The sequence below is a fragment of the Inconstantimicrobium porci genome (assembly GCF_009696465.1).
In the GTDB taxonomy this organism is placed as follows: domain Bacteria; phylum Bacillota; class Clostridia; order Clostridiales; family Clostridiaceae; genus Inconstantimicrobium; species Inconstantimicrobium porci.
In genome coordinates this window covers 13780-30571 of record NZ_VULX01000020.1, presented here as the reverse complement: position 1 = coordinate 30571, position 16792 = coordinate 13780, and the positions used below count along the sequence as shown (strand labels likewise).

Below are 16792 nucleotides of genomic sequence, written 5' to 3'. Positions count from 1 at the left end.
GAAGAAATCAAAGCATTCCACAAATAATGAAAGAAATGCTCAAGCATAGATTGATTAAATCTAAGATTTTTACTTCCATAAAAAAACACCCAAGTCTTAAATTGACTCAGGTGATTTTTTTTATTTTAAAATCCAATGATTCCTTTTACAACAAAGAATATTATTGGTATAAAAAGTGATGGTAACATATTTAAAGTCTTGCAGTCTTTTATCTTAAGAATGTTAAGTCCTGAACTTGCTATAAGGATACCACCTACTATTGAAAGCTCTGCCACTAGTGGTGCTGAGAAGAACGATCCTGATAAAAAGTTTGCTACAAGATAAATACTTCCCTGCCACACAAATAATACAGGTGCTGAGAACACCATTCCTATGCCGTAAGTAGAGCCAAATACTATTGATGACACAAAATCAAGCGTAGCGTTTGTGTATAAATATGTATTATCACCATAAATTGCACTCATTACAGGACCAAGGATTGAAAGCGTTCCTATACAATTTAGAAGGATTGCTGTTGATAATCCCTGTCCTAAGTTAGACTTAGAATACTTTCCAATAAGTCCATTAAATTTTGCATCGATATCAAGCACCTCACCTATAAGAGTTCCAAGTGCCAAGCTTACGATAAATAATACAGGATATTTACTTTCCGGCATATGACTGACAACAGCGTTAATTCCAACGGCTATAGCCACAAACCCCATGGCATTAAATAGTGCATCATGATATCTCTGCTTAATGCCCTTCTTTATAACACATCCGATAATAGTTCCAATAATAATTGCTCCAGTGTTTACAATTGTACCTGTCATATTTCCTCCGCGATAATTATTAATATTGAATTTCAATTCCAAAGTAATAATGTATCACATAAGTTCTTGTTTAACAACTTTTATAGCAAGGCAAACGTATAAGAAATACATAATGAAATAAAAAAGATACTGTTTATTTTAATTCACTCTCAACAGTCATATCTCCACCATGAATCTTTATTAGGTTATATGTTATGTACATGCCAAGTCCAGCCTCAAACATGGCTGCATCTATTGAGTTATTAATCGTTTTTAATAACCTTGAAGAATTATTCACTATGTACTCTGATTTATCTATAACATACTGTTTGTCCATTTTATCATTATTACTAAGATACTCTTTAAGAAGTTTTGCCGAATTTACTATAATATTCAACGGAGTTCTAGGCTCATGTGAAATTATAATAATGTAATCGCTTCTTATTTTATCTCGTACAATAACTTTATCATAGTTATTTTTGAATCTTGCATATCTCCTAATTAGCAAGGCTAATGCAATTGATAATGCTAATATCATCATTGCCAAAATAACAATAATACTATTTTGTATCATTATAAACCTACCAGTAATAACAGTCTGATTATAGTTTTTAGCATAGCTTTCCCCTTCGCTTGCATAACACTGTATATTACTTAACAACATAAAAATAACCACTCAAGCTATTGTAAGGTGATTCTTTTTTTACTCATCTTTTTTTCGTTATTCATACTCTAATTAATCTCTCCATTTTTGAGTTATCCCATTTTATAATTGTTTAGTTAACATAATATTCGTAAAACGCCACTAAAAATTTTACATTTTTTCTTAAACCATGTCAATTTATATTGTTTTTTTTACATATTAATATTAATATCGGTATTTTTTTCAATAAATTTAATGCGACTTTTTAAATGATATAACACCATGATTATAATTACATAATTCACTTAAATATACAAATAAGAGCTGTTTAAAAGCAGCTCTTTGAATTTTATGTCTAAAACTTTATTTCACTTATTATATTATCAATCTTTTCCTCGGCATCTTTTATAGCATTGAGCCTTTCCTGCTCTGTTGTACCTGTTCCTTCAACCTTTAGTTCCTTAACTGTAGCAATACCCAGAATCTTCATAATATCCCTTATATAATTTTCTCCTCTGTCCATTATTACATCAGCAGTCCATGGAATCTTTCCACCTGATGACTGAATGTAAACAAGTGCCCTGTATCTATCCTTGAGAAGTCCAACTGGCATCTTTCCTGATTTAAGATTAATAGTAATCTTATCCTGAATAATGCAGTCAATATACTCCTTTAGTGGTGCTGGAAAAGACAAACTCCACATTGGTGCTGCAATTACATACATATCAGCTGCCTTAAACTGATAACTTAAAAATCTTATCTTCTCAATTTCCTTCTGATCCTTCTCTGGAAGCTTCCTTGTAGATTCCTCATTTATAATACTGTTTCTACCCTCAAAATATGTATACTCAAGCCTTGGAATATGCTCTTTGTATAAATCAATTTCCTCCACATCAAAATCAGGATATTTATCAATAAACTTATCAATAAAAGCTCTAGCTACAGTCTTTGATGATGAAATTAATTCAGGTTTAGAACTTACACTAATGTACAATAATTTTTTACCCATTTATAACACCTCGATAATCATTTGTACTTAGTATCTACAAGATTGGATCATTTTATGATTTTAGATGTTATTATTCTCAAATTAATAAGCAAAACCAGGTCAATCTTAAAAGAAGTGAATAGAGAACAGATAATAACGAATAGTATATGTTCACTAATAGATTTTTAAAAAATTTCATGAAGTTGAACGCAATTTAATTTTAGTAAATTAATTCTCTAATTTCTACGGGATAATATGTGGTAAAAGCTTGTACCTAACAATATTTTTATTCAAGTTGATGTTAGTATAAAATAGTGGACACAATAAGTCGAACTAAGTAAAATATTATTTAGTTAAGAAAGGATGTGTCCACTATGGGTAAGGGCAAAAGATATGATCAAGAATATAAGGATATGATAGTAGATTTATACAAATCAGGTATGACCTTATCAGAGATAAGTAGCGAATATGGCATTGCAAAATCAACAATTAATGGATGCATCAAGGATATTAAAGAAATCAAAATAGATGAAAATGAGGTTATGACTTTAAAAGAAGTCAAAGAATTAAAAAAAGAAATGGCAAGAATTAAGGAGGAAAATGAAATATTAAAAAAAGCTATGGCCATATTTGCAACAAGAAATTAGATGTAGTAATAGATTTTATTGATAGTAATAAAAATGATCATGATATTAAGACAATGTGTAACGTTCTAGGCGTAGCCAGAAGCACATACTATAAATCTTTTGATAAAAGCAAATCATTAAGAACAGTAGAAAATGAAGAATTAAAATCCACCATATACTTAAATTAAAAGGCTTCAATGTATCATTGAAAAGAGTTCAAAGAAGAATGACTGAACTTGGGCTTTGTGCAATAACAGTAAAAAAATACAAACCGCATTCAAATAAAAAAGTAGCAGAAGGTTTGGAAAACGTTTTGAAGAGAGATTTTACAACTACATCTATTAATGAAAAATGGGTAGGAGATATTACATATATTAGTAATGATTTAAAGCAACTGTGTAAAGAATTTAATATTACACAATCTTTTAGTAAAAAAGGTTGTCCATATGACAATGCATGCATAGAATCTTTCCACTCTTCAATAAAGAAGGAAGAAATCTATAGAACTACATATCGTACCTTCGAAGAAGCTAATATAGCAATATTTAAATATATTGAAGGTTGGTATAATAGAAAAAGACTACACTCTTCGATTAATTACATGACTCCAGATCAATGTGAATTACTGGCTAGAAGTGTAATATAAAAAAGTTTGACTTTTTGTGTCCAAGATATTGACATAAGACCATAAATCGCCTTTATTCATGTTGTTATCAATCAGCAGTTTCCATAATCCGTTATAACTAATTGCCATAATTTTTCCCTTTCTCATCAACAATACTATGCCAATTAACACTGGTACCATTATACCACACGAATTGCGAATATCGTATATCATTTTTCAAAGAAAAAGGAACCAAGACGGACTGCTCCTATCTTGATTCCTATTATATTTCTTATGCTGTCCAATAATCAGGACTTGTTGCAATTCTCTACGCTACTATACTTTACTACCTCTCAACCTGTAATCATAACCCGAAATCACAATCTACAAATAATCATCCTGCGACATTATCTGCATTTCAGGCATGAGACATACAGCTATACCTTCATCTGGTTCATCTTCATCATCACACATAATTGCAGTAGAACCATCTCTGTTTACAAGCAATGTTTTAGGTATAAACCTGTCTGATGCCATAGAATCCTTCTCCAGAAGCATTTTTTCTGCTGCTTCTAACAACTCACTTTCCGAACTAAGATACTCTTTATATGCCTGTTCTTGTTCTTGAGTAATACCATCTTCTTCATAGTAAGCTTGCAATTTCAAATTTACAGAATAATTATTATTAAACATAGTCAATGTCTTTTTCGACTTCCAACCTGTATTAAATACCAATTCTCCAAATATTTCGTGCTTCATAGTCTATGCTCCTTTCTTTGCTTCGGATATACCACCGCTATGCGATATATTATTATGTACAATACTAGGTACTTTTTGCATTGTCTTCATATCGCGACATTCATGCCATGTGTACCCGTTTTCTTTACGCCATCGTTTCACATCTTCTGGTGAACACCCCTTTTGCTTCGCTAATTCAATGTCTGCCTTATCAAAATTATCGGTTCTGTCATCAGAGAATCCTTTGATCTCGACATTGCCTTTACTAATAGGTCTAAAATCAGGCTCACCATCCTTAAAGTATATACCATCTATTCCAAATTTCTTAAGAATTTCATCCCACGTTTTTCCTTCTGGATTAGCTTTTAATGGCACATAATTTTTATCTGGGCACCATTTTGAATTACCTCTTTCACCAGTCCATTCACCATTCTCTATTGGGCAACATTTTATACCATCACACATCACTGCTAATGCTTTATCTGCAATATCAGCAAATTTATCTAGGACGGACCCCTCTGACTTCTTCCCCAATGCCGAATCTGCGAACTTATTATTAGGTGTCTCTTTTACATCGTTAAAATTGTCTATCATAAGCCACGACTCCTTTCTACAACCGACTTAAACCAATTCAAATAAATTTTCTCTCGCATCTCGCGTTCTTCTTGCTGTGTACTCATATCTTTCATAAAACACTGGCTTAATGCAATTTTGAGTGGTTCGCTTGGAGAATTAATGCATAGTTCAACTACTCTTCCGAGTTTTTCTGTTAATTCTTCATTATCCATTGCTGTCACAACTATATTCTCAACTTTTGCTCGTACACCTAAAATATCAGTAATTCTTCGAGATAACTTTCTAAAATTGTCATCTTTCCAAATACTAAGTTCTCCCTTCTCTTTAAATTCAATAATTTGCTCTTCGACAAATTCGTAATTTAAAGTAGATAATCCCAAAGAATCCAATCCTTTTTCGATTTCTTCTAACAAAATAGTATACTTTTCACTCACTCTTCCTTGTATCAGTAATTTTACGATTTGTGTTCGTACAGAATTGTAATCGGTCTTCTTCACTTCTTCCGAACAATCATATATTATTTCTGGAATCGTACACTTATTAACTTGCACAAGAACAGGTTCAACCCAATCATTCTGATAAACAGCTGCAACACCTCTCTTAAGCTTTGACAATTCCTCAATCTGGTCTTCATCCAAACCTGCTGCATAACCAACTAATTCTCTATCACTCTTATCTGGCAATCGCAGTATAATTTTTGTATTTGTGTTTCTAATTACAGACATATCTAACAATCCCGGAGACTGATCTGCAATTATAAATCCCTCTCCGTAAGTTCTCATTTCCGCTATAGAGTTTGCTAATAATTCTACCGACTTACCAAGCAGATTCGCTCCTTCAGTTGATTGCTCTGTAGATGTTTTCTTCAATAGATTATGTGCCTCTTCAAGTACTGTAATATGTGCCAGAGGGCTATTAATTCGTCCTGAAGACATTCTATACTCGTTCAATTTCATAACAAGAATGCCCATAATCAAAGATTTTGTTTCGGTTGAACCCACTCTGCTCAAATCAACAATAACACTCTTATCAAACAGTTCTTTATCGCTTAGGTCATCATCGCAAAAAATCAAACTATTTAGACCATTTGTCAACGAACGGACTCTTGTCAATAATGCTCCTGAATAATCGCCCTTGCTATCTGCAGAATATTTTGATTCATTAATCACAATTTCAATTTGTTCCAACAAGTCAGCAAAATTTGGATATTTATTGGACTTACTATTAACAGAGGTACCCATATTCCAACCTGCTGCCTCGTATGCTTTTTCCATTGCTTCTTTTAGTATTGCCGGCATAGCCGCATACATAGGCCAACATACATTAAATATTTCAACCAACCTATCCATATGTTCCAATACATGAACATCTTCCGGAAAACGAAATGGATTAATTCTTAAGAGAGTAGTTTTCTTTGGATTCGTACCATATACATTTACATCAGGGAATTGACCAAATACATTTTTATACTCTCCCTTTGCCGGTTCGACTACCAGAAAAGGTATTCCATATACATTTCTGAGTTGATTTAGTATTTCATAAACCGTATTACTTTTTCCAGAACCAGTTGAACCCGTAACGAATGTATGCATCGTTAAGGAATTACAATCTATATTTACTTCTGTTTCCGTTTCCGCACCCATGCTAAACACCTTGCCAAGGCAGAAATCTTTGCTATGTAATTTTTTATTATACTGCACTACCTCCTTGCCAAAATCTGCATGTTCAATTACAGGGAATCCACACACCGATTTTCTTGGAAGTCCCATTTCTATAGCAAGTTCATTACTACTTACTAATGAGGATGCTGTAACTGGCACACTAATACTATCAGAATGGTATTCAAATACTGGATGAATGAAGTTCGTAATATAATCTCTTAGTATTGGCAACTTATTTGCATTTTGTTTACCCCAAAAATTAATTGAGGATGTCTCAAGCCCTGACTTTTCTCCCTTCATCAGTGCTTTATACGTTCCAGCTGCCATCTCCGCTGTTTCTTGACAATCTGAAAGGAAATATGCTGCACATTCCCACATTCCGATGCTTTCACATTCATCAATTCTTTTTAACTGCTCATCTATACGCTGCAAAGTATTCAATAAAGACTTATTTTGCAATGTCAATTGCATTGTATCAGATTTTCCAGTTGTAATACCCTTAGTATGTGTTTCGTTCTCGGACTCATTCTTTGTTTCAGTTTCCGTTTCTCCTTGCGTAGTATTTTCATTTACTGTAGAATTCTCACTTGTACCAGTTCCGTCAGACTTTGTTTTTGGATTATATGCACTTAATCCCATTTGACCCACCGCTATTGCTCCAGCTACAGCCACGCTTGCGACACCTTCTAATGGTGCAGTAACCAAACTTGCAACCCCCAGTGCCGCTGTACCTATACTTTTTGCCAACGCTCCTAATGTATCTGATTTCGTCGTTGAATGATTCTTCGATGTTCCCTTTGAATTACTTTTACCCTTCTGTATTGAACTATTAACAGAATGTGATGAACCTATCGAAGTACCATGCGAAAACGCATCTGAAATGTTTAATGCAGTATTTCTCCCATAAGACATTTGCATATTTGCAAATGGTGAGAGCTGCGTGTATATCATTTCATATGCTTGCCTTGTTTCTTCAAGTTGTGCCGAATCTGCACTTTTCGCTAAAACTATAGCAGTGTATTTTTGTCCCTGCATTGCAAGAGCAAGTTTTTCTAATCCTTGAATAAAAGTTTCATTATCCTTAAATTCCTTGTCCTTATTCTTAGCTACACATGAAACACTTGTTATATTTTTAGTCGCGATATTACCAAGGAACTCTTCCGCAACTGGATCTAGCAAATCTTCCGTCTTTACACCTGGAAACTGACCGCAAAGAGCGTTTTTCAGCGTGTCTTTTAAAGACTTTGTCGTCCGTTTATCATCTAAAGAACGTACTCCCATATAAAAATCTGTCTTTTGCCCATTACTATCAACCACAATAAACACGCCACAATTCAAGTTTTGTACGGAATTAAAAACAGAAGCAAATTTATATGTTGAATACTCATTATTTTGATATACCATCTCCGTTATTCTAAATAGTCTTATGTCACTAATCTTCTTCAAACTATCGTCTAGTGGTATAATCTCTAAGTCTGTAAGATTGTGTAGGTATTTTTTCAAAATAATGTCATCAACAAGTTTATTAGCTTCAACTAAGCCCGCCTGCAATTTTTCGTATTCTGGCACAATTGACTTCGGTTCATTTTCAATTATTTCATTAGTAGGCACCACTTCCAGAACATCATCGTCCTTCTTTCTCAAAACTACCGTTTCACTCATACACTAGTCACCTCCATTTGTTATTACCGCAACTGCAACGCCACCTACTACGGCTCCAACTATAGCTCCTCCTACTACGGCTCCAGCTATAGTTCCTCCTACTACAGTTACCCCAGCTATAGCTCCTTCTGCTACAGTTACCTCAGTTGCTGATGCAATAACACCACCTACCACGGCTCCAGCCACAGCTCCTGTCGCTATTTTTACTCCTCGATATCTACCACTTAACTGATCCTGACGTTTTTGCTCCTCATAACTCATATTCCTCTTTACTTCTGGATTATTTGATGCTTTGCTCACATTACTATTTACCGTTTTTGTTACAGGACGTAAATATCTAATAACAGACTTAAGATGCTCAATCCGTTCATGCGAGAAATTACTTACCACTTGTACCATCTGCTTGCTCATATAATCATCGTTCCAGTTAGATTCATCCGTTTCCAATGGTCTACCGTCAAATGGCTCATATAAGCCTTCTACGGAAGACGCAACCTCATCCATTTCTGTAAACTCTCTAAATGTCGGATCAACAAGCAAACTATCACTCATCATTATACGAAGTCGACGTATATTCTTATCTTTTACTGCATCATAAAACGAATTTTTCAATGCCATTCTTATCCCTCCTATACTTCTAATATTGATTCAACTTTTGCCTTGATTTCTTCTAACCATTTCAGTTTCTGCTCAGTTTCCTTAATTCGCTCCTCAGCTTTCTCTTTATCTGTTGCATAATTTTCTAATTCATTCAATTTACGTTTTAAGACATCATCAAGCCGTTTAAACTCCTTATTAAAAGCTGCCGCTATTCTATTAGATTGTTTCAACGCATATGATTTCGCATTATCACCATTTTCATATACAATTTCTTGAACAGGAGTAAGGAACTCTTGCGCAAGCTCTGATGCATCTACATACTTAACTGTTTTATACTTAGTTCTGTAATATCCTTTTTCTTGAGACCAAGTCCATGGCTTATACCATTTTTTACCAGTATTTTCTACCCATTCTTCTCCGTCTTCCACTTCTTTTGACTGAACAAGTTTATTAATTGAAAAATCATCACCCACATTAGTTACACTTCCACTGATCAATTTTAACGGGTCGATAGTAATGCCGGTTATTCCCGTTTTGTCCAATTCTTCTGTCAAAGAAGCTAATTTCTTTTTATACTCTTCCAACAAAGCATTACTTGTATTTATTAGATTTTCTCTTAATAATTCATCTAATTCAGTTTGAAAATCAGGTTCTAATTTCTTGGCAAATTTTGCTAATCTCGTAACTTCATATTCTACTTCAACAATATCCAGTTCATCACCACGTACCTTGTCAATTCTTTGAATTATTCGATCCTTGTATTTCTTTACAATATCTTCAATTACATCTCTTGCATCATCATTCACCTTAAGAACCGCATCATCTACTGCATCTTTAAATTTCTTAGCTGATTTTACATCATCAACATTCTTTCTAATATTTTCAATATGTGCAGCAATACGTTCACTTTCATCTCTATTCTCCGCAAGTTCTTTTTTGGTTTCCTCAAAACAACCTACTTCTTCTAGTTTGTGCATAAAGGTATCAACAATATTTCTGATTTTCGCAGTTTTTGCATATTTCTGTACATACTGACGAATAGCCGCCTCTATTGATACTAATCCTGTATGAATCAATGCTTCCGCATTGGCATCTCCCGCATCTTTTGCTATAGCCAAAGTCTCGTTGATTTGTCCCCTAATACTTGAAGGCAATGAAGCATAATTTTCAAAATGAAGCGTCTCATTTCTATTAAGTTTTCTTACTTTCATCTCAGTCTCCTCTTCAGTATCTTCATCTACTTCTGCACCATTTTCAATCAATCGAATATTCAATGCCGGCAATGCTGCTGCAGGGAAGAGATTAGGATTATTGATACCATGTTTTTTCAAATAAGCTCTGATTCTATCTAATGTTTGTTCCGTATCTCCGTCCTCTTTTTTTCTATCATCCATCTTGTTAACAACAAAAATGAATCTGTCTTTTGATTGTTTACCCCCAACTTTCATACTGTCTGCTACTCTCTGTAACAATGCGTTATCATCATCAGAGCCAAAAGTGCCTTCCATAATATACAATACTAAAGACTTTGAAGATTTACTCAAAAACTCACTCTGAACTTTTTTATGTTCCGGATCACGCGAATTGTTTGGACCAGGTGTATCAATCAATACGAGCGAAACGTCTTCTGCTGATACAAAAGGAATATCTCCATTAACTTTGATTACAGATACTTTATCATCATCATTCAGTCTTGACATAGTTTCATATGTTAATTCCTCATGAGATTCTATCATTCTATTTTCTTTGTCATAAACTTCTGCCTGCCATGTATGAGCACCGTCTGTTACATCCTTAATTCTTGTAACAATGGCAGTACATGCTTCTTGCTTTGAAGGCATTAATTTACTTCTTAACATCGAATTTATCAAAGTAGATTTTCCTGCACTCATCGTTGCTACAACACATACTTCAAAATCACTGCTTTTTGCATGTTGAAATGCACTAATTATTTCTACATCGCGCAATTCCTCAAAAGGTCCCTCCTGTATTTCAGCAAAAACCTGTTCAATTAACGCTTCCTTATCAGCAGTTTCTTTTGCCGGTTTTCTATCTAATTTTGCTGTCAATTCTCCCTTTTCATATGCATGAGTAAATACCTCTGTTAAATCTTCAAAATCAAGCAAAGTTCCGTGAAACACAAGATCAAAATCAGTATCATTATATTCGTCAATCAATATTTGTGGTAACTCTTCAACCCACTCCTGCAGTCTTGTACCTGGAATAATTTTTTCTCCTAGCTTGCTATTCTGTGCTAGCTTTTTTCCATCAACAGTTACTTCAGTTTCCAATTTGTACGGATTGTACTTAATAAACACCTTTTTCATACAGCACCTCCAAATAATATTTTTTCTAAACCGTATAGTCCGCATCGCTTGCTCATTATCATCAGTTCACTATCACCATCTTCAGGTGTCGAATTACTGTAGTACTTCGTAAGATCATAAGCAGGTTTACTAAATTTTTTTACATAAAGCTGATATTCATCTTCTTCGTCATCAGACAATTTTTCATTGAATGCTTTCATCTTAAGTAACAACGCAAAATACGCAGAGAATGGGCAAATTATTGGATTGTCATAACCCAACAAATTCAAATCCTTCCTAACTCCTTCAATACTTTCTAAAATGTTATCTTCTGATACATTAAAGTCATCTATTTTGTTCAATACAAATATTACTTTGTCCTTATCTACATTGTTAACAAACCATTTCAAATAAGCCATTTCCTCTTCAGTGCCCAGCTTATTTGCATTAAGAACATATATCACCTTGTCAAATTTTTCGTTTGTTAAGGCTTTTTTCGTTATTCTTCCATGGTTTCTATTGATTGCAGAATTCACACCCGGAGTATCAATAAGACACACCCTTTTGCTAGGTGTATCTAGAGCCCTAAAATATGTAGCAATCTTACTATCATTCTGCCAAGAAATATTCTCCAATTCACTTTCTGTAGCATCATAAAAACATTCTTCATTACACAAATATGTCGTATTATCCTCAAATGGTTTATTATAAATATAGCATGTATTGCCTGTACATGCTTCTTGCGATGTTTTGGCGATTTTTTTCCCGATAATCGCATTAATAAGTGTCGATTTACCTGCGCTCATAGTAGCAGATACAATTACTCTTTTCTCTACTAAATCATAAAAATTCCAATTACTCTTTACTTGACTAATCAAATTTTCTGACCATAAAAATCTTGTGATGTCGCTCTGAACTTCATTCAATGTGGTATAAAATTCAGCAATACTATTTTGTTGATTCTTTTGAATAAATGATGCAATTTCCAAATAGGCTTTTTCTACCTTTTCTTTATTAACCAATATCAGTGCGATATCACTAAGAATACCATATCTATATTTCTTTCTCCATGGCATATACTTACAATTAACAATTGCATTTATATCTGCTTTCACCATTGATTCATCAACTTCTATGTCCGGAGAACCAATTAGTAACATCCCATACTTACTTAATCTTGTCTGAACAAATTCATCACTATTTTGATTTAAGACAACATACCTTAACACATTATAATATTTCATTCGCAAATTCTTTTTTACATTCCTCATTGGATGTTCTTGTATATTCATCGACGAAACAAACAAAGAATTCTGAATACCCACGGGAACTTTTGTATTTTCACTCTCTTTACGAATCAATAATTCTTTAAATATTTCATAAAGAGAACTCTCTAACTCTTGTCTATCCATAAATCCTCCTAGTATCATCTGGTTTCATTGATGAAATCATCTCTATCATTTCCCCTTGACTTCGAATCCACATATCTATACCATCTCCGAATACTTCTGCTTCTATGATAATTCCATCTTCATCTTCTGATTTCACAACTGCTGTTGGTAATTTATCTAATATTGCATCCGTATCGCATCCTTTATACCTAAACTTAACTTTCTTTAACTTACCACCGTACATGAATTGTACTCTTTTTCTAAATTCGCCCTCCTCGAATCTACTACAATACGGAATATAAAACTTTTCGTTGCATATTTTTAATTTTTGTATTCTATCTACTCGATATATTGTCGGAAAAGAATCATTGATTACATCAAAGTCTTTTTTTACTTCTTCGTCATCAATGAATGCAGTTACATAAAAGTAGTATTCAGAAAACATTATCGCTAATGGTTTTAATTTTCTATTGACAATTTTCTTATCTTTTATACGTTCATAATCCACTTCAATATAATTGCAATTTCTTATTGCTTGTCCAATATCCCATAAAGTATCTAAGAATTGTGACTTATGTCTCGGTTCGACATAATGAAATTCTTCATTTGCAATAAGCTCTTTAACAATTTTCTGATTTCTTTTAGGAACACAACAGGATATTAATTTATCAAGCATTTCTTGCATTTCTATTTTAGAAAACGCCCTGCTTTCAAGGAGAATTTTACATATTGCAAGTATTTCACTATTTGATAACTTCAATTGATATACTTGCTCCAGTTTATAACCCTTCTCATATCTATCATAAATAATTGAATTTATTATCCCACTATTCTCCACTTCAGTTTCCAGGAAATTTCTTATATCATCAATATCCCTTTGAATTGTTCTCTCATTTACACCATATCTTTGTGCTTCCTCTATCTTGCTAACTATGTATCCACCCAATAATCTGGTATAAATCCCAAGCGTTCTATCTACCTTTCCATTATCCATTGATTATCCGCTCCTATCCTACTTGACTAATAGTATTATACAATTTAGCCATGACAGAAACTGTCACTCTGATTTGTTTTTTATATACTTTCCTGTTTTAATTCTCTCATCTTTTGGTTTTTCAGCATTCTCAGGAATCGCCCATGTATTTCCAAATTTAACAATCCCCCCTCGATGCGTCCTTCTAAACATAAAGTATTGATTCTTCCTCTTTAATGCCCCATTTTTTGAAATTTCTGAGATTTTTAAGTATCCATTCATATTTACCTCCATAAACAAAAAATGGACGCAGTCTCACTATCGAATAATAGTAAGACTGTGCCCAAAATCAATACTGCAACTGGCTGACATTTTACAGTCCCTATAGTTTTGCGTCATATGCTTTCACACATTTTGCCTCGATATCTAGATATTACCTATTATACACTTTCATTCGCACAATGTCAATCTATTTTTGTTTGTAATCCACACATAGCACATCATTACAAGGTTGTTTTTGTTCATATTGCACAAATATTAGCAATCTCTATTATGACCAAATAATTGTAAATGATTAATAAAGGCAGACCACCATTTCAGATGATACACCCCTAATAACTTATTCTTTCCCTTTATCTGGCTTTGCCACTTTTTTGTACTGCTACTTCCCTTATTTCCGACTTTACATCTCGATTACTTTCTTCCATATACGCCTCAAACGCCTCAGCACCATACGCATAATCTTTCTCTGATACTAATGCGATTGTCTGTAGCTGTACTGTCTCTTTACCTTCCTGATGTGTCTGCTCATACAGTTCATCCCATTTCTTCTCCATCCTCTGTAATTCCACATCCTTAGCCAGATTATCCACCTTATCTATAGCTGCATCCAGATGAAGTTCCAGATTCTGATACACTTTCTTCTGCCACTCCCAAGGCTTGCGGATGACTGCTATATTTGACTGTGCATATTCTTTCTTGACTTCAAAGAGCTTATCCTTCATCTGCCGGCATCTTGCCTGTGGCTCTGTCTACCATTTCCGATAAGGTCTCTTTCAGGGATTTTGATGCCTGCTGTTCCTTCATCTCCTGCAATTTCTTACGCATCTGCACCAGCTCGCTTGTCATCTGGTCAAGCTTGCTTTCAAGCATATCCACATAAGCTACACTCTCAAACACATCTGTCGCCTGCTTTGGTCTCCCATTTGCCTTTAGCAGTTCCATAAGCTCCATTATCATTTCATCTGGATTGGTTATAATTAATTAGACAGTAATTATTCGGTCGTGATATAATATAAAAAATTGTGAAAAAGGAGAAGAATATCATAAAGCAGGCAGCGCTGATAATGGCACGAAAATAGAAATAATATTATCTAATAAAAAAAAGTACAGTATCAGCGCAATGTGCAGAGTTTTAAATATTCCTAGAAGCTTAGTATATTATAAAAGGAAAATTAGAGTATGCAATACTAAACTTGAAAATGCAATTATTTCAATATTTAGAGAAAGTAAAAATAACATTATTGATGAAATTCTAGAAACATTTGAAATACAAAGATCTTTAAGTAAGAAAGGCTGTCCTTATGACAACGCCGTGGCGGAAGCTGGATATAAAATAATAAAAACAGAATTTGCATTCAATAGAATTTTTAATAGTTTAGAAGAACTTAAGTTAGAATTAAGAAGTTATGTATTATGGTATAACAATAAACGCATTCATAGTTCTTTAAACTATATGACTCCAGTTGAGTATAGACTTGCAAATATGACCGAATAAAAAATGTATTAAAGAGTGTTGACAATCCACAATATTTGAGCATTTTTCTTTAACTTCTTCACTTATTATAAAATCTAACATAATCTTTCACTCTAATTAAATCATGCTTATTATTTTTTGTATTTTCTTAAATTATTATTCCATTACAATGATCAACTTCATGCTGTATTATCTGTGCTGTAAATCCAGTGAAAACATCCTTTTTCTTTCTGAAGTTTTTGTCAAGATATTCTACTTCGATAACTTCATATCTTTCAGTTTTTCTTACTCCTTCAAGTGAAAGACAGCTTTCTTCAGTTTCGTATTTTTTATTTTTCTTAGTAATAACAGGGTTAACCATTACAACTAACACTTTTCCTGCAAAGAAAACAATGATGTTCTTGTTAACACCTATCATGTTTGCAGCCATACCTACGCATTTTTCTGCATTAGCCTTTAAAGTATCAGTTAAATCCCTTATTACTGCAGCATCCTTTCTTGTAGCCTTTTCTGCTTTCTGTCCAAGTGAAAATATATCCTTATTTATTTCCTTTATCATTTATTTTTCCTGCCTTCCAGACTTTCTTAAGTATATTTTTATAAATTAAGTTTAATGTATCATATACAAAAAATCAATTTGTAAGCATGTCTAGTTATTAATTTTTTATAAGCTTTGTCACTTTTTAACAAATGCTTATTGACTTTTCCCAGTCTAAGAGTAATATTATTTATATAATATCACATAGTATTAAAAACTATATTAATTTTCGGAGGCGATTATGATAGAATATTTAAGAGAACCTGTTAATGGAATAACACATCTAATCGGAGCGATATTTTCAGTTATAGGCTTAATTGTAATGCTGATGAAACTTACTTCTGCACACAGATTTTCATTGCTATCTTATTTTGCTGTAATCTATTTTGGTGCAGGTATGATTCTTCTCTACTCTGCATCAGCAACATATCACTCTGTAATTTCAACGGACGTAATAATTAAACGATTCAAAAAGCTTGACCACACAATGATATTCATACTTATAATGGGCTCCTATGCACCATTCTGCCTGATAGCACTTCATAATTCTATAGGCTATAAACTCTTTGCCGCAGTTGCATCTGTATGTATCATGGGCATAATCTTTAAGTTGTGCTGGGTGACATGTCCAAAATGGATCAGTAGTATAATTTATATTGGTGTAGGATGGTTTGCAGTCTTTGCAATCTTTCCAATAGCAAAAGTTCTTCCTTCTGCGGGACTTACTCTATTAATAACTGGTGGAATAATTTATTCAATAGGCGGTGTAATCTATGCATTTAAAGAAGATGCAATAAAGATAGGAGTATTCGGTACGCATGAAATCTTCCACTTGTTTGTTATGTTTGGTACACTGTGCCATTTCTTAACTGTATACTTTTATATTCTTTAATTAATAGACACTCTCTTTATAAGATTAGAGATTTGAGAGTAGAAATT

General features: G+C 33.4%; 15 protein-coding genes, 2 pseudogenes and 1 riboswitch. Of the genes and pseudogenes, 3 read left to right on the top strand and 14 right to left on the bottom strand.

Features of this window, described 5'->3' with window-relative positions:
- Positions 1-125 precede the first annotated feature (125 nt).
- The 3 genes from FYJ33_RS11755 to FYJ33_RS11745 all read right to left on the bottom strand — a co-directional run bounded on the left by FYJ33_RS11755 (position 126) and on the right by FYJ33_RS11745 (position 2443).
- Entirely contained in the window at positions 126-812 is a 687-nt protein-coding gene (locus FYJ33_RS11755) for a DUF554 domain-containing protein (RefSeq protein ID WP_154531917.1), read from the bottom strand.
- A gap of 133 nt (positions 813-945) precedes the next feature.
- The gene (locus tag FYJ33_RS11750; RefSeq protein WP_206046683.1) at positions 946-1455 is read right to left on the bottom strand and encodes a histidine kinase dimerization/phospho-acceptor domain-containing protein; all 510 of its coding nucleotides are present in this window, start codon (positions 1453-1455) and stop codon (positions 946-948) included.
- Between the two features lie 334 nt (positions 1456-1789).
- Positions 1790-2443 carry an FMN-dependent NADH-azoreductase gene (locus tag FYJ33_RS11745; RefSeq protein WP_154531915.1) on the bottom strand — a complete coding sequence of 218 codons (654 nt, stop codon included), beginning with the start codon at positions 2441-2443 and terminating at the stop codon, positions 1790-1792.
- 353 nt (positions 2444-2796) lie between these two features.
- Between FYJ33_RS11745 and FYJ33_RS11740 the strand changes: the two are divergent.
- Positions 2797-3694: pseudogene (locus tag FYJ33_RS11740) on the top strand (integrase core domain-containing protein).
- 342 nt (positions 3695-4036) lie between these two features.
- Here the strand turns inward: FYJ33_RS11740 and FYJ33_RS11735 are convergent.
- The 10 genes from FYJ33_RS11735 to FYJ33_RS11690 form a co-directional block, all read right to left on the bottom strand.
- Positions 4037-4411: a DUF6985 domain-containing protein gene (locus tag FYJ33_RS11735; protein WP_154531914.1), complete on the bottom strand. Its 375-nt coding sequence runs from the start codon at positions 4409-4411 to the stop codon at positions 4037-4039.
- A gap of 3 nt (positions 4412-4414) precedes the next feature.
- A complete protein-coding gene (locus tag FYJ33_RS11730) occupies positions 4415-4984 on the bottom strand; it encodes an HNH endonuclease signature motif containing protein (protein WP_154531913.1) in 570 nt (189 codons plus the stop codon).
- The gene (locus tag FYJ33_RS11725) at positions 4981-8289 is read right to left on the bottom strand and encodes an ATP-binding protein (protein ID WP_154531912.1); all 3309 of its coding nucleotides are present in this window, start codon (positions 8287-8289) and stop codon (positions 4981-4983) included. Before FYJ33_RS11725 ends, FYJ33_RS11730 begins: the two co-directional genes overlap by 4 nt.
- 3 nt (positions 8290-8292) lie before the next feature.
- A complete protein-coding gene (locus tag FYJ33_RS11720; protein ID WP_154531911.1) occupies positions 8293-8907 on the bottom strand; it encodes a hypothetical protein in 615 nt (204 codons plus the stop codon).
- Between the two features lie 11 nt (positions 8908-8918).
- A complete protein-coding gene (locus tag FYJ33_RS11715; protein ID WP_154531910.1) occupies positions 8919-11216 on the bottom strand; it encodes a dynamin family protein in 2298 nt (765 codons plus the stop codon).
- Positions 11213-12607, bottom strand: coding sequence for a dynamin family protein (locus FYJ33_RS11710; RefSeq protein ID WP_206046682.1), 1395 nt, complete (start codon positions 12605-12607; stop codon positions 11213-11215). Before FYJ33_RS11710 ends, FYJ33_RS11715 begins: the two co-directional genes overlap by 4 nt.
- Positions 12600-13580, bottom strand: coding sequence for a helix-turn-helix transcriptional regulator (locus FYJ33_RS11705; RefSeq protein ID WP_154531908.1), 981 nt, complete (start codon positions 13578-13580; stop codon positions 12600-12602). Before FYJ33_RS11705 ends, FYJ33_RS11710 begins: the two co-directional genes overlap by 8 nt.
- Before the next feature lie 63 nt (positions 13581-13643).
- Positions 13644-13841, bottom strand: a complete 198-nt coding sequence (locus tag FYJ33_RS11700; RefSeq protein ID WP_235900839.1) for a DNA-binding protein — start codon at positions 13839-13841, stop codon at positions 13644-13646.
- Positions 13842-13912: 71 nt separating this feature from the next.
- Positions 13913-13988: riboswitch (cyclic di-GMP riboswitch) on the bottom strand.
- A gap of 203 nt (positions 13989-14191) precedes the next feature.
- Positions 14192-14563, bottom strand: a complete 372-nt coding sequence (locus FYJ33_RS11695; protein ID WP_154531907.1) for a DUF6674 family protein — start codon at positions 14561-14563, stop codon at positions 14192-14194.
- Complete coding sequence (locus tag FYJ33_RS11690; protein WP_154531906.1) at positions 14553-14792, bottom strand: DUF6674 family protein; 240 nt, start codon at positions 14790-14792, stop codon at positions 14553-14555. The genes FYJ33_RS11695 and FYJ33_RS11690 overlap by 11 nt, the downstream gene beginning before the upstream one ends.
- Before the next feature lie 271 nt (positions 14793-15063).
- On the opposite strand from FYJ33_RS11690, the pseudogene FYJ33_RS17150 reads away from it, so the two are divergent.
- Positions 15064-15336: pseudogene (locus tag FYJ33_RS17150) on the top strand (IS3 family transposase); the annotation flags it as partial.
- 127 nt (positions 15337-15463) lie between these two features.
- Here FYJ33_RS17150 and FYJ33_RS11680 read toward each other — a convergent pair.
- Positions 15464-15874 (bottom strand): peptide deformylase, encoded by a 411-nt coding sequence (locus FYJ33_RS11680; protein WP_154531905.1) that lies wholly within the window; start codon positions 15872-15874, stop codon positions 15464-15466.
- Between the two features lie 220 nt (positions 15875-16094).
- Between FYJ33_RS11680 and trhA the strand changes: the two genes are divergently transcribed.
- The gene (gene trhA / locus FYJ33_RS11675) at positions 16095-16745 is read left to right on the top strand and encodes a PAQR family membrane homeostasis protein TrhA (protein ID WP_154531904.1); all 651 of its coding nucleotides are present in this window, start codon (positions 16095-16097) and stop codon (positions 16743-16745) included.
- Positions 16746-16792 lie beyond the last annotated feature (47 nt).

Coding starts and splice junctions, on each gene's coding strand:
- FYJ33_RS11755 (WP_154531917.1), bottom strand. CDS start 812: ATGACAGGTACAATTGTAAACACTGGAGCAATTATTATTGGAACTATT.
- FYJ33_RS11750 (WP_206046683.1), bottom strand. CDS start 1,455: ATGTTGTTAAGTAATATACAGTGTTATGCAAGCGAAGGGGAAAGCTAT.
- FYJ33_RS11745 (WP_154531915.1), bottom strand. CDS start 2,443: ATGGGTAAAAAATTATTGTACATTAGTGTAAGTTCTAAACCTGAATTA.
- FYJ33_RS11735 (WP_154531914.1), bottom strand. CDS start 4,411: ATGAAGCACGAAATATTTGGAGAATTGGTATTTAATACAGGTTGGAAG.
- FYJ33_RS11730 (WP_154531913.1), bottom strand. CDS start 4,984: ATGATAGACAATTTTAACGATGTAAAAGAGACACCTAATAATAAGTTC.
- FYJ33_RS11725 (WP_154531912.1), bottom strand. CDS start 8,289: ATGAGTGAAACGGTAGTTTTGAGAAAGAAGGACGATGATGTTCTGGAA.
- FYJ33_RS11720 (WP_154531911.1), bottom strand. CDS start 8,907: ATGGCATTGAAAAATTCGTTTTATGATGCAGTAAAAGATAAGAATATA.
- FYJ33_RS11715 (WP_154531910.1), bottom strand. CDS start 11,216: ATGAAAAAGGTGTTTATTAAGTACAATCCGTACAAATTGGAAACTGAA.
- FYJ33_RS11710 (WP_206046682.1), bottom strand. CDS start 12,607: ATGGATAGACAAGAGTTAGAGAGTTCTCTTTATGAAATATTTAAAGAA.
- FYJ33_RS11705 (WP_154531908.1), bottom strand. CDS start 13,580: ATGGATAATGGAAAGGTAGATAGAACGCTTGGGATTTATACCAGATTA.
- FYJ33_RS11700 (WP_235900839.1), bottom strand. CDS start 13,841: ATGAATGGATACTTAAAAATCTCAGAAATTTCAAAAAATGGGGCATTA.
- FYJ33_RS11695 (WP_154531907.1), bottom strand. CDS start 14,563: ATGAAGGATAAGCTCTTTGAAGTCAAGAAAGAATATGCACAGTCAAAT.
- FYJ33_RS11690 (WP_154531906.1), bottom strand. CDS start 14,792: ATGGAGCTTATGGAACTGCTAAAGGCAAATGGGAGACCAAAGCAGGCG.
- FYJ33_RS11680 (WP_154531905.1), bottom strand. CDS start 15,874: ATGATAAAGGAAATAAATAAGGATATATTTTCACTTGGACAGAAAGCA.
- trhA (WP_154531904.1), top strand. CDS start 16,095: ATGATAGAATATTTAAGAGAACCTGTTAATGGAATAACACATCTAATC.